General features: G+C 56.0%; 16 protein-coding genes. 8 read left to right on the top strand and 8 right to left on the bottom strand.

Features of this window, described 5'->3' with window-relative positions:
- Positions 1-4 precede the first annotated feature (4 nt).
- From GO984_RS09180 to GO984_RS09155, 6 genes are read left to right on the top strand one after another with little or no spacing between them, the layout of a single operon-like run.
- Positions 5-1,021, top strand: a complete 1,017-nt coding sequence (locus GO984_RS09180) for a glycosyltransferase family 2 protein (RefSeq protein WP_157022242.1) — start codon at positions 5-7, stop codon at positions 1,019-1,021.
- Positions 1,018-5,613, top strand: coding sequence for a MupA/Atu3671 family FMN-dependent luciferase-like monooxygenase (locus GO984_RS09175; protein ID WP_157022241.1), 4,596 nt, complete (start codon positions 1,018-1,020; stop codon positions 5,611-5,613). Before GO984_RS09180 ends, GO984_RS09175 begins: the two co-directional genes overlap by 4 nt.
- On the top strand, positions 5,610-6,296 hold the full coding sequence (locus GO984_RS09170; RefSeq protein WP_157022240.1) for a 4'-phosphopantetheinyl transferase family protein: 687 nt from the start codon (positions 5,610-5,612) through the stop codon (positions 6,294-6,296). Before GO984_RS09175 ends, GO984_RS09170 begins: the two co-directional genes overlap by 4 nt.
- Before the next feature lie 12 nt (positions 6,297-6,308).
- On the top strand, positions 6,309-7,211 hold the full coding sequence (locus GO984_RS09165) for a hypothetical protein (protein ID WP_157022239.1): 903 nt from the start codon (positions 6,309-6,311) through the stop codon (positions 7,209-7,211).
- Positions 7,208-9,721 (top strand): hypothetical protein, encoded by a 2,514-nt coding sequence (locus tag GO984_RS09160; RefSeq protein WP_157022238.1) that lies wholly within the window; start codon positions 7,208-7,210, stop codon positions 9,719-9,721. Before GO984_RS09165 ends, GO984_RS09160 begins: the two co-directional genes overlap by 4 nt.
- Positions 9,718-10,554: a glycosyltransferase family 2 protein gene (locus GO984_RS09155; protein ID WP_157022237.1), complete on the top strand. Its 837-nt coding sequence runs from the start codon at positions 9,718-9,720 to the stop codon at positions 10,552-10,554. The genes GO984_RS09160 and GO984_RS09155 overlap by 4 nt, the downstream gene beginning before the upstream one ends.
- Here GO984_RS09155 and GO984_RS09150 read toward each other — a convergent pair.
- Positions 10,551-11,756, bottom strand: coding sequence for a glycosyltransferase (locus tag GO984_RS09150; RefSeq protein WP_157022553.1), 1,206 nt, complete (start codon positions 11,754-11,756; stop codon positions 10,551-10,553). The genes GO984_RS09155 and GO984_RS09150 overlap by 4 nt on opposite strands.
- Before the next feature lie 228 nt (positions 11,757-11,984).
- On the opposite strand from GO984_RS09150, the gene GO984_RS09145 reads away from it, so the two are divergent.
- Positions 11,985-13,349, top strand: a complete 1,365-nt coding sequence (locus GO984_RS09145) for an oligosaccharide flippase family protein (RefSeq protein WP_245231057.1) — start codon at positions 11,985-11,987, stop codon at positions 13,347-13,349.
- A gap of 22 nt (positions 13,350-13,371) precedes the next feature.
- Here GO984_RS09145 and GO984_RS09140 read toward each other — a convergent pair whose 3' ends face one another.
- The 7 genes from GO984_RS09140 to GO984_RS09110 all read right to left on the bottom strand — a co-directional run bounded on the left by GO984_RS09140 (position 13,372) and on the right by GO984_RS09110 (position 22,337).
- On the bottom strand, positions 13,372-14,637 hold the full coding sequence (locus tag GO984_RS09140) for a GumC domain-containing protein (RefSeq protein ID WP_157022236.1): 1,266 nt from the start codon (positions 14,635-14,637) through the stop codon (positions 13,372-13,374).
- Between the two features lie 121 nt (positions 14,638-14,758).
- The gene (locus GO984_RS09135; RefSeq protein WP_157022235.1) at positions 14,759-15,703 is read right to left on the bottom strand and encodes a CpsD/CapB family tyrosine-protein kinase; all 945 of its coding nucleotides are present in this window, start codon (positions 15,701-15,703) and stop codon (positions 14,759-14,761) included.
- Between the two features lie 94 nt (positions 15,704-15,797).
- Entirely contained in the window at positions 15,798-16,598 is an 801-nt protein-coding gene (locus tag GO984_RS09130) for a sugar transferase (protein ID WP_245231056.1), read from the bottom strand.
- A gap of 472 nt (positions 16,599-17,070) precedes the next feature.
- Positions 17,071-18,081 (bottom strand): AraC family transcriptional regulator, encoded by a 1,011-nt coding sequence (locus GO984_RS09125; RefSeq protein WP_157022234.1) that lies wholly within the window; start codon positions 18,079-18,081, stop codon positions 17,071-17,073.
- 226 nt (positions 18,082-18,307) lie between these two features.
- Entirely contained in the window at positions 18,308-19,318 is a 1,011-nt protein-coding gene (locus tag GO984_RS09120; RefSeq protein ID WP_157022233.1) for an AraC family transcriptional regulator, read from the bottom strand.
- A 290-nt stretch (positions 19,319-19,608) separates the two neighbouring features.
- Entirely contained in the window at positions 19,609-20,616 is a 1,008-nt protein-coding gene (locus GO984_RS09115) for an AraC family transcriptional regulator (protein WP_157022232.1), read from the bottom strand.
- 686 nt (positions 20,617-21,302) lie between these two features.
- Positions 21,303-22,337: an aminoglycoside phosphotransferase family protein gene (locus tag GO984_RS09110; RefSeq protein ID WP_245231054.1), complete on the bottom strand. Its 1,035-nt coding sequence runs from the start codon at positions 22,335-22,337 to the stop codon at positions 21,303-21,305.
- Between the two features lie 393 nt (positions 22,338-22,730).
- Between GO984_RS09110 and GO984_RS09105 the strand changes: the two genes are divergently transcribed.
- Positions 22,731-23,257: hypothetical protein (locus GO984_RS09105; protein ID WP_245231053.1), on the top strand; the 527-nt coding region annotated here is incomplete at its 3' end.

Genomic DNA, 23,257 nt, shown 5'->3' with positions numbered 1-23,257 from the left:
CACCATGACCAATCCGTCGATCCTGACCATCATCCTGAACTACCGCACAGCTGAGATGACAGTGCGCGCAGCCGAGGCAGCCCTGCGTGAAATGGCGGACCTGCCAGGCGAAGTGCTGGTCATCGACAACGGATCAGGGGATGGGTCTTACGACGTCATCCATAAAGAGGCCAAGGCGCGTGGCTGGGTCGACAGCGGCCAATTCCGCCTGCTGCAATCGCCGCGCAATGGCGGGTTTGGCGCGGGCATGAATTTTGGCATCAAGGCCGGCCTGTCCGATGGAACCGCGCCCGATTTCTATTACCTGTTGAACTCAGACGCCTTTGTCGAACCGGACGCGATCCGCCTGTTACGCGATTTCCTGCAAACCAACACCAAGGCGGGCATGGTCGGATCTTATGTATGCGGAGTGGACGACACCCCCCATGCAACCGCGTTCCGGTTTCCCTCAATTGCAGGTGAATTCGAAGGTGCCGCCCGCACCGGGGTGATCTCTCGCCTATTGCGCAAATCGATTGTGGCGTTGGAAATCCCCACCAACGAGATCCAGGTTGACTGGACTGCGGGCGCCAGCCTGATGATCCGGCGACAGTTGATCGAGGACATTGGCGGCTTTGATGAAACGTTTTTTCTGTACTATGAGGAAACCGACCTATGCCGCCGTGCAGCAGCCGCAGGGTGGCGAACGCACTACCTTCCCTCCAGCAAAGTACGACATGTTGGGTCAGCCTCTACCGGGATGAAGGAATGGGCACGCGCCCCGTCTTACTGGTTTGACTCGCGACAGCATTATTTTGCTAAAAATCACGGTGGCCTCTACGCCGCAACCGCGACACTGGCATTGGTGGCGGGGGGGCTAATTTGGCGGTTGCGTCGGCTTGTACAAAACAAACCCAGAACTGATCCTCCTCATTTTTTACGTGACCTCATCAACTATTCTTTGCGCGCATTAATTAAACCGGGGCGCCAAAGCCGCCCTGATCCAAAACTGACCGCCGTTCCCCCGGAGGAATTGAAATGAGCCATTTTTCCTGTGTTGTCATTGGCAATGAATCACTGCTTATCGGTTGCGCAGATGCGTTGTTGCGCGGTGGGCACGACATCCATGCCGTGGTCTCTACCGATCCGGATATCTGCGCCTGGGCAACGGACAAGGGATTAACCCAATACGCCAAAGCCGCAGATTTAAGCGGCGGTTTCGACTGGCTGTTCTCTATCGCCAATCTGACGCTGATCCCCGATGCCGTGTTGAACATGGCCAGCAAGGGCGCGATCAATTTCCATGACGGCCCGTTGCCACGCTATGCCGGGCTGAACACGCCAAACTGGGCGCTGATCAACGGTGAAGCCGAGCATGGCATCACATGGCACATGATCGAAGGTGGCGTTGACGAAGGCGACATTGTAGCCCAGCGCCTGTTTCCGCTATCCGAAGACGAAACTGCGTTTAGCTTGAATTCCAAATGTTATGCCGCTGCAATCGACAGCTTTGGCGAGGTAATGGCGCAGACGGAGTCCGGTGCAATATCCCGGACGCCGCAGGATCTGAGCCAGCGCAGCTATTTTTCCCGTGCCGACCGCCCTGCGGCTGGCGGCCGGTTGGACTTTACCCGCCCAGCCAACGAGCTGTCACAACTGGTGCGCGCGCTGGACTATGGCGGGTATTGGAACCCCCTTTGCGCAGCCAAGATCGACGTCAACGGTCAGATCGTTCTGGTTGGCTCGGCAACTGTTGCTGAGGGCAGCGGCCCGGCAGGTACAGTTTTGGATCACCACGCTAACCAGCTGACCATCGCCACCGGTGAAGGTGCTGTCACGCTGGGAAAACTGACCCAGCCCAACGGTGCGGTTGTTGACCTGAACACTCTGTGTCAGCCAGGTGATGTTCTGACCTCATTGAGCCAAGAGCACGCAGATGCCCTAACACCCCAAATGGCGGCGACGCAGGCTGGCGAAACCCATTGGCGAAACCAGCTCAAGAGGATGCAGCCGGTGACTGTGCCATTGGCCCGGAAAACTGGTGAAAGTGGTTTTGAAACCATCGCAATAGCTTTGCCGCAAGAACTAACATCTGAACACATCCAAGCCGCTGTCTTGGGATGGGCCCTACTTAGTACTGGCGATGATCAGGCCGATCTGGCTTTGTCCAGCGCCAAACTCGGCGGTGCTGCTGTCCCGGGCATAATTTCAGACTGGGTGCCGATCCAGGCACGCCGGGATGAACCTCTGCCTGATCTGTTGATCAGGCTGGAAAATGAGCAGAACAAGATCACTAAATTTGGCGGTTTTGCTGCTGACTTGGCAGCCCGAGATCCAGACCTGTCAGCACAGGGCATGCCCGGCCTTGGCCTGATGTTGGATTTGAACGCGCCCATCCAGGGTTGCGCTGCGACGCTGGCGGTCACCAATGGCACAGCCAATTTGCACTTTGACCGAGCACATCTGGGATCAGCTGAGGCAGCTCTGCTCGCCGCCCGCCTGCTTGAGGCGCTGAAGGCCATTTCGACACTCGGCGAGCAGCCGTTGTCCATGTTGTCTGTCCTGCCCGAAGATGAACGCCGTAAGCTGCTGACGGATTGGAACGCCACGGCGCGAGACTATCCCACAGATCTGACCATCCACGCCGCATTTGAGGCACAGGCAGCCCGCAGCCCAAATGCCACAGCACTGGTGTATGAGGATCAGACCCTCAGCTATGCAGCCCTGAACGCGCTGGCCAATCGGGTGGCAACCAAATTACAGGCCATGGGCGTTAAACCCGGCAGTCATGTTGGTCTCTACGTCTCACGGTCTCCTGATCTGGTGATTGCCGCCCTTGCGGTGATGAAAGCAGGCGGAGCCTATGTCCCGCTGGACCCAGCCTATCCCGCTGATCGCATTGCGCATTATCTGCAGGACAGTCAGGCACAGGTTGTTGTGACCCAAACCGCACTGCAGGACAACCTGCCCAGTTCCGACGCGCAGGTTTTGGCTCTGGATGCATTGAACCCGACAGATATCATCCAGCCCAACGTCGACGGTGGCGCAACAGCCGAAGATCTGGCCTATCTGATCTATACCTCTGGCTCGACTGGCACCCCAAAGGGCGTGATGTTGCGCCATGCGAATGTTGCGAATTTCTTTGCGGGTATGGATGATCGCATCCCGTTTCAGGCCGGCGACACCTGGCTGGCCCTGACCAGCCTATCCTTCGATATTTCTGTACTCGAGCTGTTCTGGACCTTGTCACGCGGATTCAAGCTGGTTTTGTCCAGCGACGAAAGCCGGTTGAACCTGTCCAACGGACCGATTGCGACGTCCAACCGCAAGATGGATTTCAACCTGTTCTACTGGGGTAATGACGACGGACCAGGACCGCGTAAATACCAGCTTTTGCTGGATGGCGCGCGCTTTGCTGATGCAAACGGCTTTAACGCCGTCTGGACACCTGAACGCCACTTTCACGCCTTTGGCGGCCCCTACCCCAACCCATCCGTCACCGGAGCAGCTGTGGCGGCAGTCACCAGCAACATCAGCGTTCGAGCCGGGTCTTGTGTCGCGCCCCTCCACCACCCTGCCCGCGTGGCCGAAGAATGGTCAGTGATCGACAACCTGACCAATGGCCGCGCCGGTCTGGGCATTGCATCAGGCTGGCAGCCGGATGATTTTATCCTGCGGCCAGAAAACACACCGCCTGCCAACAAACCTGCGATGTATGAAACCATCGAAGTGCTGCGCAAACTGTGGCGGGGTGAAGAAGTAGAGTTCCCCCGCAAAGACGGTGGCAAACACGCGGTTATTACCCAGCCGCGCCCTGTGTCCAAGGAACTGCCGATCTGGGTCACAACGGCCGGCAACCCGGACACTTGGCGCGAAGCTGGCGAAATTGGCGCCAATGTGTTGACCCACCTGCTGGGTCAGAGCATCGACGAGGTGGGCGGCAAGATCCGCATCTACCACGATGCCCTGCGCAAGGCGGGTCACAACCCGGATGACTTCACCGTCACTCTGATGCTGCACACCTATCTGGACGACACCCGCGAACAGGCGCGCGAGATCGCCCGCGAACCCATGAAAGACTACCTGCGTTCAGCTGCAGGATTGATTAAACAATACGCTTGGGCTTTCCCGGCGTTCAAGCGGCCCAAGGGCGTGGAAAACGCCTTTGATATGAAGTTGGACGGGCTCAGCACAGACGAACTTGAGGCGATCCTTGAATTTGCCTTTGAGCGTTATTTTGAGGACTCAGGCCTATTTGGCACCGTTCAGGATGCGGTCGCGCGGGTCGAACAGCTAAAGCGCATCGGCGTGGATGAGATTGCCTGCCTGATCGACTATGGCATTGCGCCGGATGTGGTGATGGAGGGGCTGAAACCGCTGGCAGAAACCCTGCGCCTGTCCAATGCGCCCACCGAACTGGCCGCGGATGATTTCTCGCTGGCTGCACAGGTCATACGTCATGATGTCAGCCACATGCAATGCACCCCGTCGATGGCGCGGATGATTTGCATGAACGACGAGGCGCGCATGGCGCTGGGTCAGCTACAGCAGTTGATGATTGGGGGCGAGGCCCTGCCCGGCGATCTGGTAGAGGACCTCCGCCAAACCACTCGGGCGCAAATTCACAACATGTACGGGCCGACAGAAACCACAATTTGGTCCACCGTTCAGACACTAGAAGAGATCCCGTCGGGCATTGCACCAATTGGCACACCAATCGCCAATACCAGTACATATGTGCTGGATGACAAACGATGCCCCGTTCCTATTGGCGCAGTTGGTGAATTGTTCATCGGTGGTGCCGGTGTTGCAGCAGGGTATTGGCAGCGTGCGGATTTAACCGCTGAAATGTTTGTTGACGATCCCTTTAACGATGGCAACGGGCGCATGTATCGCACCGGTGATCTGGTGCGTTGGCGCAGTGACGGGCAGCTCGACTATTTGGGGCGCACCGACACTCAGGTCAAAATCCGCGGACAGCGCATTGAATTGGGTGAAATCGAAGCCGCAATTGCTGAATTCGACGGGATCACTGCCGCCGTTGTTGTGGCGCGCACGGTCAACGGAAACGAGACGCTGGTCGGCTATATCACAACCACAGAGCCGATTGATGATCTGGCGCTATGTGGCAGTCTGGCCTTGCGGTTGGCCGAGGTAATGGTGCCTGCGCATATTGTGACGCTGGACCAGTTCCCGCTGACACCCAACAAAAAGATCGACCGCAAAGCCCTGCCCGACCCCAAACCAATGCGTGAAACCGTCGCGATTGATGCCCCACCACCAGCTGCGGGTGCTCAGGCGCAGATAGCTGCGATCTGGGGACGGATTTTGGGCGTTGGGAACATCCGGGCCCAGGATAGTTTCTTTGCTCTGGGAGGCCATTCACTGTTGGCAGTACAGGCACACCGCGATATTCGGGCTGAAACCGGGGTGACCAAACTCTCAATCACCGATATATTCCGCTTTCCAACACTGTCCGGTCTTGCCGCGCATCTGGATAAACTGTCCGGTGGCACGACGGCGGTCGAAGAAAAACCCGACGCCGAAGCAGAAGCCGCAGCAGAGGCGGAGAAGTCGGACAAAATGTCAAAACGCCGCGCCATGCGGGCCAACCGCAAAGCAAGGACCGGATGATCACAGAATTGACGGCGCAGGATACTCAGCGGCATGCTCTGGCGCGGGTGCTGTTTGAAGAGGATGTGGCATTGGCGGTGTGCAATCCACTGGCCAATCCGCCACGACCATTTTCGGCTGAACTGTCCTGCCTGTCACCCAATGCTGTTGAAAAACGCCAACGCGAATTTGCAGCGGGCCGCGCCGCGGCCCATACGGCGATGGGTGATTTGGGGTATCCCGCCCAACCGGTGCTGGTCGGCGACAAGCGCGCGCCCATTTGGCCCAAAGGGCTGACCGGATCAATCACCCATACCCGCAGCTGCGCGATGGCAGTGCTGGCACGGTCTGATAATTTACGCGGCCTTGGTATTGACGTCGAAGAAGACACACCGCTGAAAAATGACTTATTGCCCGCGATTTGCTCGGAGCGGGAACAGGCCTGGCTCAAATCGCAGAGTAATCCGGGCCAGTTGGCTAAAGTGATTTTCTCGGCCAAAGAAGCCGCCTATAAGTGTCAATATACCTTGAGCCAACGGTTCTTTGGGTTTGATGGGATGGAGTTAGAGCTAGATCTGGCGCAGGGTCGGTTTCAGGCCCGCCTGACCGCTGAACAGCCTCCCTTTGCCCGTGGTGCAACCTTTGATGGGCAATTTGCCATTGGTGCTGGGGTGATTGTGACCGCAGCCGAACTGCGTAACTAAAAGGAAGCCAGGATGACACGACGTGGGTTTCTGGCTCTGCTGGCGCTGCTACCAACCTCTGGTGCCGCGGCCTCAACTTTGGCCATTCCGCAACTTTCGCCACCCAATGCTCCGCTGAATGTTTATCATCTCGGGCACTCTCTGGTGGGGGCAGACATGCCGTCGATGCTGGCGCAACTGGCCGGTGAGGGACATCGCTGGAACAGCCAACTGGGCTCGGGAACGTCGTTGAAGCAACATTGGGAACCGGCTGAGCCAATCCTTGACTTTGATCTGGTCAACACCCCGCCCACCTATCGCGATGCACGCGAAGCCATCGGGGCCGGAACCTATGAGGCCGTGATCCTAACCGAGATGGTCGAGCTGCGTGACGCCATCCGCTATTTTAACGCGGCCAAATATCTGCGCCGCTGGGCAAATCTGGCACGCGATGCCAATACCGAAACACGCCTCTATCTGTATGAAACCTGGCATCCGCTGGATGATCCCGATGGCTGGTTACACCGGATTGACACAGACCTAGACCGCCTGTGGCTGGGAAAACTGGCCGGGTCGGACAGCCGTCGCAACCCCAAACACCCGCTATATCTGATCCCCGGCGGCCAGGTGATGGCTGCGGTGACCCGTGCAGCTGAAGCCGGTAACGTTGACGGCTTGACCAAACGAGGGCAATTGTTTGCCAAAACACCATCGGGCGAGCAGGATATGATCCACTTCAATGATCTGGGGGCCTATGTGGTGGCACTGACCCATTATGCCGTGTTGTACCACCGTTCGCCGGTTGGCTTGCCCCATCAGTTGCTACGCGCTGATGGACACCCCGCAGACGCCCTTACACCAGCAGCCGCGCGGCAGGTGCAAAACATCGTCTGGCAGGTCGTCACCTCTTTGCCGCGAACCGGAGTTACGCCATGAGCTGGACCAGTGTCGTTGGCTCGGTTGTTATGATCGGTCACAGCCTGTTTGGCCCGGACAATCCGCAGATGCTGGATCAATTGCTGACCGCGCGCAGCCCGGCGGCGGTGTCGGTTCAATCACAAATTATCAACGGTGCGCCACTGCAATACAACTGGGAGCACGCCGACAGTGCCGAGGGCATCAATGCCCGCACGCGTTTGCAACGTCCGGCCGACGTCGTCATCGTGACCGAAGCCATTCCACTGGCCAATCACCTGAAATGGAGCAACACCCCCGAGGCGGTGACCCGCTTTTATGAGCTGGCCCGCGCGGCTAACCCGGACGTACAGTTTTTTGTGCAAGAGACCTGGCACAGCCTGAAAAGCGGAAGCGGTGAGGTGGTGGAGTTTGACGACGGCATGAAAACCCCATGGCGTGATCGCCTGGAACACGATCTGCCGCGCTGGCAGGACGTGGTGGATACGGTCAACGCCAGCACCAACGGCAACGTGGTGTTATTGCCAGCAGGTCAGGCGATGGGCCGGTTGGATGATGCCATTCTTGCCGGCACAGTCCCCGGTTTGACGCATATCAGTGATGTTTTTGCCGACGACATCCATCCCAATGACATCGGTTTCTATTACTTGTCTCTTTTGCAATACGCGGTGCTGACTGGCGACACTCCGGTGGGCCTGCCGCACGAGTTGGATGATCGTTGGGGGGCAAAATTTGATCCACCGTCAGCCCAGTTGGCCAAACGGTTGCAACACATCGCCTGGGAGGCTGCACAGGGCAGCCCGACCCGTACCGCCCTGCCCCCCGAGCCTGAAGCTCTGCCCGAAGAACCAACAATAGCGCGGCTCAATGTGCCAGTCTCTGACGAGGGTGCTGTTGCCCCCACCGCGCTCCGCCAACCCATCGCGATCAATCTGGCCGCGATTGCGGACTGGAGCCCGCAGGCCCCGTTTCTGGACCACTTTAAAACCGCGCGACCCTGGATTGGCCATATCGCTGGACAGTGGGGCGGTGCCGGGCACGATGACTTGGCCTCTGCGGACTATTTGGACAAAAACGGCTGGCCTACCGCACTTCCTCCAGAGCTGGGTTCAATTGGCACGGTCATCCTGACCGACCTGCCAGAAACAGCGACTTCGCTAGCCGGGCGCTATGTGTTGCGGTTTGAAGGCGATGGTATTGTCGAGGTCTCTGGGCGCGGTAAGAACGTCCGCTATGGCAAAGGTCTGGTCTGGTTCGACTATACGCCCGGCCCCGGCCCCGTTGAGATCCGCATTCAGCGCACGGACCGCCCGAACACCGGCGACTATGTGCGCAACATTACCGTGGTCAAGCAGGAGCATCTGGACGCCTATGATGCAGGTGCCTTGTTTAACCCGCTCTGGCTGGACAGGTTGCAGGGCTTTGCCGCGCTACGGTTTATGGACTGGATGGAGACCAATGGCTCTGCACAGATCGGTTGGGAAGACCGCCCGCTGATCAGTGATTACACCTGGGGCCGCAACGGGGTCCCCGCAGAGATCATGTTGGAATTGGCGGATCAGCTGGCGACCGATCCATGGTTCACCATGCCCCATGCGGGCGATGACAGTTACTTTCGCCAGTTCGCCATGCTCGCAGCCGCCGGGCTGGATGATGATCGTCAGGTCTATGTGGAATACTCCAACGAAGTCTGGAACTGGCAGTTCCCACAGGCCAAATGGGCTGATGATCAGGCGCACACCCGTTGGGGCGGTGATGATTTGTGGATGCAGTTCTACGGTGGCCGCGCCGCCGAAATGGCGCAAATATGGACCGCGAGTTTTGGCGACAAGGCCCCAGAACAATTGGTACGGGTTATCACCACCCAGACTGGATGGCTGGGACTAGAGCAACAAATCCTCGAAGCCCCACTGTGGGTGGCCGAAAAAGCCGACCGACACCCCCCGGCACGATACTTCGATGCCTATGCAGTCACCGGCTACTTCGGCGGCATTTTAGGGCTCAAGGATCGGGCGGGCATGGTGCGGGCCTGGATTGCAGACAGTGCAGAACGCGCTTATGACGCAGCAACAGCTCAGGGTTTGACAGGCACCGCACAGAGAGATTTTGTCTCAAAGCATCAATACGACATCGCCAGCGTTCAAGCCGAAGCGGAGCTGCGCGACGGGCTGATTTCAGGCGACCCCGCAGATACATTGGCGGACCTGCTGGGCCGGGTCCTGCCCTATCAGGCCGATATCGCTGCCAAACATGGCTTGGACCTGATCATGTATGAAGGCGGCAGCCACATCGTGGGCATCGGGCCCATGGTTGATGACGATACGCTGACGGGCTTTTTCACCCATTTCAACTATACAACCGAAATCGGCACGCTTTATGGTGAGTTGCTTGCGGGTTGGCAGGCTTTGGGCGGCCAGATGTTCACAGCCTATGTTGATGTCTACACCCCTGCCAAATGGGGCAGCTGGGGCGCCCTACGCAACCTCAATGACAGTAATCCACGCTGGGATGCTCTGGAGGCGGTGAAATGACCCAATTGGTCTCGGTCTTGATCCCAGCCCATAATGAGGCCGGTTATATCGCTGCCTGCTTAGACGCATTGTTTGCCTCTGACCCTCTGCCAAATGGGATGTCGGGCGAGGTTTTGGTACTGGCCAATGGCTGCACCGATAACACCGCCGAGATCGCACGATCTATTTCGCCCGCTGCGGGTTGGGTCACGCAGGTTCTGGAAATTGCCGAAGGCGGAAAATTGAACGCCCTGAATACCGGCGATGCCACGGCTAAGGGCGACGTGCTGATTTATCTAGATGCGGATGTTGTGGTCGAGCCTGCCCTGATCCAGCAAATTGCCACGGGTTTGGCCGGGGACGGACCGCTTTATGGCAGCGGACGCCCGGTGGTTGCCCCAGCCCGTAGCCCACTCACCCGCGCCTATGGTCGGTTTTGGCAGAAACTTCCCTTTGTCAGCCAAGGTGTGCCGGGGTTTGGCCTGTTTGCGATGAACCGGGCTGGACGTCTGCGTTGGGGTAACTGGCCTGATATCATTTCCGATGACACCTTTGCCCGATTGAGTTTTTCCCCCTCTGAACGGATTTCTCTGCCAGCCCGCTATCACTGGCCAATGGTCGAAGGTTTGGAAAATCTGGTTCGGGTGAGACGTCGTCAGAACATTGGGGTCTCTGAAATTGAGGAGACATTTCCTCAGCTTCTGGAAAACGATGAGAAAATGCCGGTGGGAGTTGCAGGATTGCTCAAGATGGCCGGGGGGGATCCTCTTGGTTTTAGCGCCTATGCACTGGTCTCGATGCTTGTAAAAACGCCTATGTATTCTTCTAGGTCTCGTTGGGCACGCGGGCGTTAACCGATAGCTTGCCGGAAATGCCCGGCCAGCTTTGCGGCCTCTATCTCACTGTCATGGCGTTGCAGAACCCTGTCGCGCCCGACCTGCCCCATCGTCACCAACTGATCATGTGGCGCAGTCCCCAGCTGTAACATCGCCCGGACCAGCGCCGCGCTATCGCCAGCCGGAACCAGCCAGCCGGTCTCTCCCGGCAGCACCAGTTCCGGAGACCCAGCAATATAGGTGGTAATGACCGGACGTGCGGCAGCCATTGCCTCCATCACCACCATCGGAAGCCCCTCGGCAAACGACGGCAGGACAAGCGCCTGTGCGGCTGAAAGCTGGGCTCGGACATCTGCTTCGGACAACCAGCCAGTCAAGGTGATGTTCCCCTGCAACCCTTTGCTCTTGATCGCCGCTTCAAGATCTGCGCGCATCTCCCCGTCTCCAATCAAAGTCAGATGAGCATCGGGGAGGTGTTGCACCAGTTCAGCCATCGCCTCCACCAGGATCATCTGGCCCTTTTGCTCGACGAAACGGCCGATCGACGCCAGCCGCAGCGGCCCTTTTGGTACTGTAGTAGGGGCGGAAAACTTGGCCGGTTCTATGCCGCAATGCACCACTTTGATGCTGTCCCAGCGGCTAAACGCAGCCCAGCGGCTAAGCTGACTGCGGCCGAAACTGCTAATGGCTACCGAAAACGCCGCACTGTTGACCTTGTCTCCCAAAGACTGCGCCTTTGGGGTATCAAATTCTTCGGGGCCATGGGTGGTGAAACTGTAGCTGGGTCCGCCAAGCGCCTGGGCCAGCATCGCAACAGCGGTGGCATTGGTGCCAAAATGGGCATGCATATGCTGAACACCTGCCGCGGCACAGCGCCGCTTTACATATGCGGCTTCAGCCAAATAAATCAGATGCCGCAGCACACCCCGATCAGAGGCGCGCGCCAATTTCAAGGCCAGCCGCACAGCCCGCCAACTGCGACGCGGCGCGCGCGCAACCTCTGCCAGAAAACCTGCCAGTAGTCGCGCCGCGCCGATGCGCAGAACGTAAGACGTCCGTTCGGCCTCCTCCAGATCGCCGGGATCAACAAGTGGCGTATCTGACGCCCGCATTGCCAGCCGCAAGACCTCCACACCCTGATGTTCCAGCGCCTGGACTTCGCGGCGGATAAAACTATGCGAGGGCTGGGGGTAGGTATTGAGAACATAGGCAATTTTCAAAACGTGCATCCAATCCGGGCATGATGTTTTTTGGCAGCGTAGCGGTGGTTTCATCGCTTGCAAAGCTTATCGCATATAGGCGGTCACCTTAACCACCAATCCTGCGGATACCGTGGGATTGTCGCCCGTCCAAGCCCAAATCACCGATGAAAACCCGGATACACCCGACAGCAATTGACGCGATTCCCCCCTGCCCATAGCGTGCCGGTGACAACATCAGGAGACCACATGACTCGGTTTGCACCGCTTTTCCAAGGACACGGCCTGATGGCGCGGGTGCTGCGATCGGCCTCGTGGCTGGTGATTGGCTATGGCGGCAGTCAGGCGCTGCGGTTGGCGGCCAATCTGGTCCTGACCAGACTGTTGTTCCCCGAAGCCTTTGGTCTGATGGCCTTGGTCTCAGTTGTGACTGTTGGCTTGTCGCTGTTTTCCGATGTGGGTGTGGGCCCGTCCATTGCCCAGAGCAAGCGTGGCGATGATCCCGATTTCCTGAACACCGCCTGGACCATACAGGTGACGCGAGGGCTGCTCCTTTGGGCTCTGACCGGGTTGGTAGCCTGGCCCATGGCACAGTTTTATGTGGCTCCCGAACTGCTGGTCTACCTGCCCATAGCTGGCATCACCCTGTTCATCTCAGGTTTTAATCCCACCCGCATTGAAACAGCGCATCGCCATTTGCTGGTTGGGCGGTTGACCGCGCTGGATCTGGCCAGTCAAGTGATCGGCATCGGGTCTATGATCCTGCTGGCACTGGCAACCCAATCGGTTCTGGCGCTGGTGCTGGGCGGGGTCATTCAGGCCGCGGCAAAACTGGCCCTGACCCACTTTGGCCTACCCGGTGTAACCAATCGTTTCCGTTGGGAAAAAGCCGCAGCCAAAGAGCTGATCCACTTTGGAAAATGGATCTTTTTGTCCACCGCATTCTGGTTTGCCACGTCTCAGGGGGACCGGGCCATTTTGGGGAAATTTGTGTCGCTTGATGTGCTTGGAGTTTATAACATCGGCTACTTTCTCGCCAGCTTCCCCATGTTGCTGGGGCACGCTGTGAACCAACGACTGATGATCCCGGTCTACCGCGACAAGCCGGTGCAGGCCGCCCCCGAAAACCGCCGCAAACAGCGCCTGCTGCGCAGTGGGTTAAGTGCCGGGATCTTGTCCTTGGTGTGGTTAATGGCTTGGGTCGGACCGGGACTGGTGGAGCTGCTCTACGATGATCGCTATGTGGCCGCCGGGCCAATGGTGGTGCTAATCTCGCTCTCCCTCGCCCCTGCTGTCATCGGTATGACATACGACCAGGCAGCCCTGGCAGCAGGTAACAGCCGGGCCTTTTTTATCTTCACGGCCAGCCGCGCAATACTACAGACAGTGTTTTTCCTGATTGGCGTCGCCTTGTTTGGCCTGCCCGGAGGCATTGCCGCACTGGGTCTTTCGATGCTCACCGCCTACCCTGTACTGATCTGGCTGGCGCGCAAACATCAGGTCTGGGATGTGGCGCATGATCTGGGATTTGCCGGGCTAACCTGTGCCATTGGCGCCGGCGCAGTGTGGTATCATCATCAAGAGATTGCGCTGTTGATCAAAACCCTAGGCTAAATGTAAACGCCACTCTGGATCCTCAGGCATCTGCACCAGATTTGAAACGACCACGCCATAAATCGCTCAGTCGGCGTTTGCGCCGAGTGTCCAATACCGGGATCGAAACCACCGGAGCCAACCCGGTTTCACGCTGCATCTGTGCCGCGCTCCGCAACACTGGCTGACGCAGCTCTTGTACATAGGCAACCGCCAGTGCCACCATCACGCTCACCAGCACCCCCATAATCGCCAGCCGCTTGCGGCCCCCAGTGATCGGGTAGTCCGGCAACGCTGCGGGTTCAATCACGGTTAGCCGCTCGGACTGATGTCTGGTTTCCAGACGAAACCCAACTTCGGCCTCTGTGCGCCGCGCGGTGATTGCATCCAGAGCATTTTGCAACTGCTGTTGTTGCCGCTCAAAGTCATCCAACTGGCGTTCAGCCTCAGGCGAGGTTTCCAGAGACGCCTCCAACTCACTTTTGTGCTGCAACAAGAGGTCGTTCTGGGCTTTTAATGTGTCCAACTGTTCCTGGAATCCCTCCAGCATCCGCTTTGCAGTTGCCGGACGCTCTGTTGCGGAAACATGATCAGCCGCGCGGCGCACTTCGATCTGCTCGCGGGCGATGTCCAGCAAACCACCGTTAATAGTGGCCAGCTCAGCGCGACGGAATTCTGCGGTGCCGGGCAATGTCAGGTCGTTAGCATTGCGAAAGGCCGTAAGCTCATCCTCGAGAGCCGCCAGATTGGACGCAAGTGCGGCCTCTTGTTCTGCAAAAAACGTCAGGGTTTCGCGGGCAAGTTCGATGCGTGAGTTCACACTCAGCTCAATCGTTCGGCGGGCGAATTCGCTGGCCACCTGCTGCGCTTGTTCGGCGGTTGGCATCCTGGCAATGATCGTCAACACCGAAATGGTACCATCGTCAGAGAACCCTTCGCGGGCGGCTGCGACACCTTCGATACGAACCGATTCACGCATCAAAGCCACCAGTTGCGACGGTTTCAGCTGCGGCATGTCAGAGTAGAGGTCGAGTTTTTCAACAATTTCCAGCACCGTACCACGCGCCATCAGGCGCTGTTGTATCAGCTGCAAACGCCGCGCCGAGGATCCTTCGACTGTGGATTTGGCGAGGTCGTCCGCAATCTTTGGCTGAACAATTTGGATCACTTCGGCGGATTCGTATTCGTGTGTTTGGCGCGCCGCGAACCACAGCGAAACCAGCGTGCCCAAAAACACAACTTTGGCCATCAACACGACCCGTCGGCGCAGCATGTCCACAAAATCTTCGAAAGAGTAAATCGGGCCCATTCAATGTCTCAACACTGTTAACCAAAATTCGCCGCAGCAGGGGTGCGGCGGCGGTTGTCCATTGTCTATCTTAGCAAACAGGCAAAACTATGACAGCCCCAGACTTCACCGTGCCAGACGATCACCGACCCAGATAGGCATTTTCTGCATGTCGGGCACGGTTCAGCACCACCCCGAGCAACTGCGTATGGCCAGCCAGCATTTTTTCACAGGCCGCCAAATGCTCTGCCGTGGTTTGGGTGCCATCCGAAACCAGCAGCACCCCATCCACCTGAGGCAAAAATGCGGTCAGATCATCATATTCCAACACGGGTGGCAGATCATAAATCACCACATCCGCTTTGGTACGATCGATCATGTCTTCCAATGTATCGGCACATTGGCTGTCGTGCAGGATTTCGGCCGCATTCCGGTCTGGTGCTTCGGTCAGCCCCAAAGCCAGAGTTTCAGCGGGGCGGATCAGATGTTCCTCCATCGAAACCTCGCCTGTCAAAAACCCAGCCATGTCCCCTGGCTGATCCAGTTTCAAGGCAGTGGCCAATCCGGGGTGGCGATGGTTCAAATCCATCAGGATTGTGCGACTGTGGGGCACGCGTGCCAAGCTAAGCGCTAAATTGACCGCCGTAAAAGTCGTCCCTGCCCCTGAGGTAGGCGCAGCGATGGCAACACGTTTCCAGCCGTTCGCCTTGAGTGTGTGCAACAAACGGGTGCGCAGTAGATCAAAGGCTTTGGCAGCGGGGTCGTCGCGGAAAAAATTTACCAGTGGCGAACAGGCCAATTGGTGCTCACGTACGCCAATCGGCACCCGGCGCAATATTTCCCAGGGTTCAGGCAGCGGCGCTGGGACCTGTGCAATGGGCTCTGGCTGGACCACGTCATCCGCTTGCGCAGGTGCGTCAGCAAATCCAAGCACTTCAGGCGCCGCTTCGACCACCGGATCCTGTCGGTTTCCACGGCGGCGGCGGAACTTTTTAAAGCCCTGTTGTGTCATTGCAGGCTCTTCTTTCCATTGCGGTGACGCTGCTCCAGCCGGGGTATCCAACTTGGCTGTCACAAAGTCTTTCATGTCCTGATCTCCAGATCAAAGGTACCACGGTCCAGCGGCGCCGCAAACAGAGGTCGTGACGGGTTAGCCATACTGCACCATCGCCACCAAAGGGTTAATATCCAGTGCCACGCAGAACGACACCAACTGTCTGCAGGATCAGGGAAATATCCTGTCGCAGAGACAGGTTCCGGCCGTAAACCGCATCAACTTGCGCCCGGTAGGAAAAGTGGCTCTCGTTGCGGGCAGAAACCTGCCAAATGCCGGTAATGCCAGGCTTAAGAGAGAAGTACGCACGCGCATCACCATAGAGCGGCAATTGTTCAGGCAGCATTGGGCGTGGGCCGACCAAGCTCATATCCCCTTTCAGCACGTTCCAAAGCTGAGGCAGTTCATCCAGCGAGGTCGCACGCAAAATTCTACCAATTGGGGTGATGCGAGGATCCCGCTTCAGCTTTTGGGTCTCGTCCCATTCCCGGCGTAGCTCAGGGTCGGCCGCCAAACATTGTTCTAACCGAGCATCCGCATCGCGCACCATTGTGCGCAGCTTCAAAATTGAAAACCGCCGCCCCTGTTGACCCAACCGGTCCTGCCGATAAAAGGGCAAACCACCTTCGACCCATAGGGCCAAAGCGCAAAGGAGAATGACTGGCAGGGTCAGAGGCAGCGAAAGCAGAACCAGAGTGACATCCAGAATACGTTTGCCCAGTTTGGCATATGCTACTGTGCCAATGGAGTGGGCTGATCGTGGTGTCTCGGCAGATGTGGCGCTGTGGGACGCATTACTGTTCGCCGTAGCCATTTCAAACAAAGGCACAGGCTGCGACAGTAAGACTTGGGCGTCGAGAGCCGTAGCCCCTTGCTGGACCGGTTTCATCGACGCGATCAAAGATTTTTTGTGCGCAATATCTTCCATATTAACCCCCAAGCCAGCAGCCAAACGACCGACAAAAGCGCGCCATTCGGCGGGCTATTTCCAAATTTGTATTGTCCCGGAGCAGCAGCTACCGAGGTATCATCGTCTTGCGGTTCAAGATCAGATCGCACCCCCATGCGACACGCCATCCCCATGGCAAGATCAGGTCAAACCAGCGCCCAAAAACTGCCATGAACACTGTTAGCATGTGTTGAGATAAATTTTACGGGATCAGTGTAAACAGTCTGTTTCGTATTAATTTTTCCTTAAATCGGTCAGATTTCATAGTTAACGCAGAAACAAACCAAGAAATCGCCGACCATTGTTTCCCTCAGCAACGCCAACCAGCTCGGAATCAATTCAAATTTGAGGCAAATTAGTGGCCAGCTTTAGGTGGTTTTTTAGTGAAGTTTGGAAAAACAGCGCTATTTCGCCGGAACATCGCGGCCCAGCAAAACGACCTGTCGGCCAGTTAGGCCGTGCGGAATTGGCCGGGACTGTTACCGGTCCATCGCTTAAAGGCATCGTTGAAACTGCTAAGTCCGGAATAGCCCAAAAGAAACGCGATTTCAGCCAACCCGAGATCGCTCTCACGCAGATAGCTTTTGGAGAGTGATTTACGCAGATCCTCTAGCAATCGAAAGAAACTTGTCCCCTCCGCAGCTAGTTTGCGCGACAAGGTTCGCGGGCTCATCCCCATGCCAGCCGCGATGGCCTCCAACGTCACGGATCCAGCAGTCAATCGGGCCGCGATGGCGCGTTCGACTTCGACAACCACACTTGGCAGTTGGCGGCCCATTTCCGCGAGAACCTGATCTCCACAGGTCTGCAAAACATTCAGAAGCTGCGGATCAGCAGAAATCAAAGGCTGTTCCAGATCTTCTGGGGTGAAATCATATCCATTTCGAGCAGCGCCAAATTCAACCCGACAGCCAAAGTATTCTTCTATTTCCTCAGCATGGGAACGTCGATTGTGCTGAAACCTAACCATTTGCGGCGTGATCGTGCTGGTGCAGAACAGACGCATCGTGTTCAAAAGAATTGCTGAGGAAAACTCGACATACTGGCGTTTATTCAGACCGGGTGAAATAGCATATTCCCAATCAATGCTCCCTTCACTGAGCAGTCGGGACATATCAATTTCCAGCGCTTCGCTGACCACGCGGGAATAGCGTGTGAAATTAGCCAGAAAGCCGCCTATGGTTGGCGATGCCAAGCCAAGATAGCAAATTAGTCCAGCCCGGCGGATGTCTCGCGTCTTCCCCAGCTGAAAACCTAAGTTTCTATTATTGGTCAGCTCCGCAGCCCGTTCAAAGAAGTTCATGCTGTCGACCAGATACCCGACGGGAGCCTCTGCCTGCAGCAGCGCGGCATCAAAGCCGCTACCTTCAAAAATCGTATCCCTGTCAAACCCACGCTCAAGCAGAACCTGCGCCAGCATCTGCGAGAAAACCGCTGAGTGTTTCTTGACCGGGTTTGCCATTTCCGAATGTCTCCTTTCAAAACATCTTTTTTCAATAACCTAAATGTATCGCTCTCAATCCAGAGAGCCTCGGTCCACAGTAGAGTACCATGATTTTTCAGTTCAGGTAAAACACCGACATCGACACAATGTTGAGAGCTTCAACTGTTCGGCTGTTCAGAAGGATTGCCATGTCTGTTACTTGTGGGCCATGAGTCTTTTAAAATTGGAATTGATTTTTCCGATTTCAAGTCGCCCGGAATTGGCCAGGACTGTTGCCAGTCCAGCGCTTGAAAGCATCATTAAAACTGCTAAGCCCGGAATACCCCATCAAGAAGGAAATTTCAGCGAGCCCCAGGTCGCTATCGCGCAGGTAGCTTTTGGACAACGACTTGCGAAGTTCTTCCAGCAACTGAAAAAACGTGGTGCCTTCAGCCGCCAGTTTGCGCGACAGCGTGCGCGGACTCATTCCAATGCTGGCCGCAACATTATTCAACGTGGCTGCACCTGTCGCCAACTGATCCGCAATCGCGCGCTCGACCTCTACGATCAAATCAGGCATTTGTTGCCCCATGTCTTCGAGCACTTTGTCAGCGTAACTCATCAGAACTTTCAGCAAGGTGCGATCTGCGGTCTTCAAAGGTATCTCGAGATCGCTCAGTTCGAATTCTATGCCATCAGTTTCGGCACCAAATTCTACCCGGCCACCAAAGTAAGCATCAAACGCCTCAAGGTGACGGGATCGGTTGTGATGAAACCTGACCAACCGCGGGGTCAGGGAAGCATGAGTGTTTTTTCGCAAGGTATGTAGAAAACTGGCACATGTCGTTTCGACATACTGACGCCTGGTTAAAGTGGGGGACACGTCATAGCTCCAGTAAAATGCCCCTTTGTCATACAAATGGGAAACATCAACGTTGAGAAGCCCGTTGATCACTTTGACGTAGCGGCCATAATTGGCCAAAAAACCTGCCAGATTAGGCGATGCCAGCCCGACATAGCACACCAAACCCAAATGCCGGATATCGTGCGTCATCCCCATTTTCAGCCCCATTAAATCATTCTTGGTCAGCTTAGCCGCCAGTTCAAAAAACCGAAGACTGTCTGAAAATTTAACAACAGGAGATTGAGCCTCAAGAATGGTAGCATCAAAGGAGCACCGGCGCATGATGGCGTCGATGTCATACCCATTTTCGATCAGATCACCAGCCAATGCCTGAGCAAGGGCAGCAGTATGCATCTGAGCTTTTCTAGCCATGACTATCTAAGCCTCCTGTCCAGAGAACTTTTTGTACGACCCATAAAGCCCCCCCTTAAGAAGTATGAAAAGGCTGCGGTTATGGCGTCGACTGACCAACAACTGGCGAACATCCAAACATCACCGCTTTTGGGTGTCGCGCTAAAAAACAAACTTCATCCAAAAGATAGCTCTATTTCTGAATACGACAGCCCTTTTTCCAGAACCACATACAGGTTTTTCGTCAGTATACTTCCTACTAAAGGCCAATCTGAGCCTGTTTGGCACAGTGGTCTGTATGCTGGATCGCGTCACACCGCCCGAAACTGGCCTGGACTTTGGCCTGTCCAGCGTTTGAAGGCATCATTGAAACTACTCAATCCGGAAAACCCTAGTAAAAAGGCAATTTCAGCCAATGCCAAATCGCTGTCGCGTAGATAGCTTTTGGACAGTGATTTACGCAGATCTTCAAGAACCCGGAAGAAGGTTGTATCCCTGTTGGCCAGCTTGCGAGACAGGGTCCGCGGGCTCATCCCCAATTCGGAGGCCACTGCATCTAACGAGGCCCCTCCTGCCGCCAACTGATCAGCAATAGCTTGTTCAACCTCAGGGATCAGTCCATCATGTTGGCCCTTCTTCTCAGCCAGAACCTGATCGCCGTACCCCCGCAAGACCTTTAGCAGTTGTTCGTCAGCAGAAATTAGCGGCAATTCCAGATCCGCTTTTTTGAACTCAAAACTATTGCATTCTGCCCCGAACATAATTTTGCAGCCGTAGAATTCCTCCAACACTTCGACATGATCCTTGCGTTGATGTTCAAACCCGACCTGTCGGGGGACCAGCTTTGTGCCGGTATAATGCCGAAGGGTATTCAGTAGCACCGTCACTGAATACTCGACATATTGGCGCCGCTCGATGTTGGAGGGGATGCGATAGCGCCAGCTCAATAGGCCTTGATCCTTTAGCCTCGACAGGTCTCCATCAAAGACATCGCTCACGACCCTGACATAGCGCCCATAGTTGAGCAAAAATTCGAGCACATTTGGAGAAGCCAATCCGACATAACTAATCAGACCAATGCGGCGATTGTCCTGTCCCTGAGACAGTTGAAACCCAATCAGATCATTCTTGGTCAAGTCTGCAGCGTGTTCAAAAAAGCCAAGGTTGTCTGCTGCTTCGACCATGGGTGCCTCTTCCTGCAGCAAGGAAGCATCAAAAGCCGTCCCGCGAAAGATCGTTTCCTCGTCATACCCGCGTTCAAGCAGTTTATCGGCCACTATTTTAGTATAAACCGCAATGTGCTTTGGGCTGTTTCCCATCTTCTAGTCTTTCTGTGATATCGTTCAGATCCAGTATGAGAACGGGTTGAGCGTGCCTCTCCTTCCTCCAACTTACCTTGCGCAACTCATACCCGCCGTCACCAAAAAACCAGACCCAGCCCCCTATCCCAAAGTGGCACGCGAAAGCTTGAGGCTGCTGGTTGGCCGCTACGGTCACAAGGTAGTTCTGACTTTCATATCGTCATTCAATTTTGTGCGCTAAATCAGATTTCGTACACATACCGCTGAAGGATGTCCGGTTTCCATGCACACAGCAAAGCAGCGTAAATCTAAACCAAACGTCATGGAAAGCACCCGATCTGCCAAAACACCAGCTAACGTTCGGCGATCAGTGATACTCATGGTTTTACAAACGTTCGACCAATCATCTGTTGCAACTGATTTACGGCAATCAACGCATTTTCGGGCTGATTTTGTTCTCCAAAACCGATCAGACGGTTCAAAACTTGCAGACAGCGCCACCTCGTAAGAACCCGCCAGCGGCCCGGATGGGCTGCGAAAATGGGCGCGAGCCAATCCCAGGACAAATAGACCGTACCTTCGGGGTCGCGGGCCTCAAGAATTTGCTACGCGGTCTGCAGCTTGCGATATTGGTCCAGCGTCTCGGCGCCTTCGACGTGCAGGTCAGTGGCGACCAATGAAGGGCGCGGCGCCGCAGTCATGGGTCAAGCCCGTTTCAAAGAAGAACCATCTCGCAGGATCTGGGCAAAAGCACGGGCCGCACCTTCAAAGTTAACGGTCAACGGGGCCGTCAGTTGTGATTGCGCCGAGAAATATTGCCCTACTTTGCAAATCTGAACAGCAAATTCAGGATGCACGCCCGCATCATCATATTTGCGGACTTTCTCTTTCGACAACCAGCCGCGCTTCTTGGCCTCTTTGATAATCAGCTTGAACCGCTGCACACAGTGCAGCGTCAGATAGACCGAGAGGTATTCCAGATAGTCAGCGATTTCGTGGCCGCATTCCGGATCAAACGCGTCGATCATCACGTCAACCATCTGATCAGGTGCGACAGGCCAAGCCTCGTCGCCAATCAACCAGGCAAAATCTTCAGCACCGTGTCGCAACCCACAATACTCAAAATCAAACCAGTTCATCCGGTCGTCAGCACCAATGGCAGCATTGCCCGAGCGACAATCCCATTTCACAAACTGGCGTCCCGGATAAGCCACAACCGAAGCCACTGCACTGCGGTCAAACGTGCTGGAAATCCCACGCGAGTAAGGCTGCAAGGCATCTACTGCATCTACAATGTTGGTGATCCAATCGTCATTGGCCCCGAGGTGCGGCAGGGATTTATCCAAATCCGTTTTGCGCGCGGCCGCATGAATGCGGAAAATACCCGCCACCGCCTCGGCCGCTAGGTCCAATTGTTTAGCTTTGTTGTGGCGGGCGATTTCCTGATTTAACCGACGTAACCCTACATCAGATTGGAACATGATTTCCCCGACCACGCCCAACACTTTGGGAATATTGCTGGTATGTGGTGCCAGCTCATCCAGCACAAAAGCTTCCAAATGGGTGCGACGGAAATTAGGGCGCAGCGTAGCAATGACATCCCTGTTTTCAAAGTGCAGCCGGAACGACGATCGTCCTTCGCCACCCGGCGCAGTCACCCGATCTACATTTTGGCCAAAATGCTGCTCGGCGGCTTCGACAATACGGTTGATGCGATCCTGGTTGCTGTCCTTCGCCACGGAAAATACCTTTCATGCGCTACAACTGGCCGCACGAAGGCGGGTGAGTTTCAAATCTGATCTTATCTCTAGTTCGCAAATCCGGCAATTTTGTGGACCGAATTACGGCACAACTATTAACTTTTTGCATGATTCGAGCAGCACTCATCCGATGTGACACCCCAAATACCCCACATTCGGAAGCAATCCCCAAGCCTACCCTGCATTGTTTCCAAAATCTGCACAACTTAACCAAAATTCTGATAAAATTGCGGCTAAAATTTGTCACCACTCTATTTCCACCCTTAGGCTGCTTGCCAAATGACGACATAAAACCTTGCTGTATGACTGCCCTGCCAGGACGCCATGCGGTTACCGTGTTGATTTTGATAGATGATTGGGCAGTGTATAACGATGGCTTGGGAACATTTGGATTCAAACGGTTTTCACTCGGATAGTGAGAGCCGACAGTCCGACGACAGCGGCAGTGGTGCCTATGCCAGCGGTGCAAAATCCTATCACAATGGTGGCGTAGAAGGCGGTAGTTTTAGCAGCTGGTATGACAACAACCTAGCCAAACAATATGAAGACGCTGACGGTTCTGACGGCAGCAAGGGCTCTGGCTCTGGTGGCAGCAAGGGCTCTGGCTCTGGCGGTAGCAAAGGCTCCGGTTCAGGCGGCAGCAAGGGCTCCGGCTCGGGCGGCAGCAAGGGTTCCGGTTCGGGTGGCAGCAAGGGTTCCGGCTCGGGTGGCAGCAAAGGTTCCGGTTCGGGTGGCAGCAAAGGATCCGGCTCGGGTGGCAGCAAAGGTTCCGGTTCAGGCGGCAGCAAGGGCTCCGGCTCCGGTGGCAGCAAAGGTTCCGGTTCGGGCGGCAGCAAGGGCTCCGGCTCCGGTGGCAGCAAGGGTTCCGGCTCGGGTGGCAGCAAGGGTTCCGGCTCGGG

It is taken from the genome of Parasedimentitalea huanghaiensis, assembly GCF_009753675.1.
GTDB classification, from domain to species: Bacteria; Pseudomonadota; Alphaproteobacteria; order Rhodobacterales; family Rhodobacteraceae; genus Parasedimentitalea; species Parasedimentitalea huanghaiensis.
This window is presented reverse-complemented; position numbering and strand designations above follow the sequence as displayed.

What these genes read in the sequence shown, in the direction of transcription:
- GO984_RS09180 (WP_157022242.1), top strand. Translation starts at nt 5, where the DNA reads ATGACCAATCCGTCGATCCTGACCATCATCCTGAACTACCGCACAGCT.
- GO984_RS09175 (WP_157022241.1), top strand. Translation starts at nt 1,018, where the DNA reads ATGAGCCATTTTTCCTGTGTTGTCATTGGCAATGAATCACTGCTTATC.
- GO984_RS09170 (WP_157022240.1), top strand. Translation starts at nt 5,610, where the DNA reads ATGATCACAGAATTGACGGCGCAGGATACTCAGCGGCATGCTCTGGCG.
- GO984_RS09165 (WP_157022239.1), top strand. Translation starts at nt 6,309, where the DNA reads ATGACACGACGTGGGTTTCTGGCTCTGCTGGCGCTGCTACCAACCTCT.
- GO984_RS09160 (WP_157022238.1), top strand. Translation starts at nt 7,208, where the DNA reads ATGAGCTGGACCAGTGTCGTTGGCTCGGTTGTTATGATCGGTCACAGC.
- GO984_RS09155 (WP_157022237.1), top strand. Translation starts at nt 9,718, where the DNA reads ATGACCCAATTGGTCTCGGTCTTGATCCCAGCCCATAATGAGGCCGGT.
- GO984_RS09145 (WP_245231057.1), top strand. Translation starts at nt 11,985, where the DNA reads ATGACTCGGTTTGCACCGCTTTTCCAAGGACACGGCCTGATGGCGCGG.
- GO984_RS09140 (WP_157022236.1), bottom strand. Translation starts at nt 14,637, where the DNA reads ATGGGCCCGATTTACTCTTTCGAAGATTTTGTGGACATGCTGCGCCGA.
- GO984_RS09135 (WP_157022235.1), bottom strand. Translation starts at nt 15,703, where the DNA reads ATGAAAGACTTTGTGACAGCCAAGTTGGATACCCCGGCTGGAGCAGCG.
- GO984_RS09130 (WP_245231056.1), bottom strand. Translation starts at nt 16,598, where the DNA reads ATGGAAGATATTGCGCACAAAAAATCTTTGATCGCGTCGATGAAACCG.
- GO984_RS09125 (WP_157022234.1), bottom strand. Translation starts at nt 18,081, where the DNA reads ATGGCAAACCCGGTCAAGAAACACTCAGCGGTTTTCTCGCAGATGCTG.
- GO984_RS09120 (WP_157022233.1), bottom strand. Translation starts at nt 19,318, where the DNA reads ATGGCTAGAAAAGCTCAGATGCATACTGCTGCCCTTGCTCAGGCATTG.
- GO984_RS09115 (WP_157022232.1), bottom strand. Translation starts at nt 20,616, where the DNA reads ATGGGAAACAGCCCAAAGCACATTGCGGTTTATACTAAAATAGTGGCC.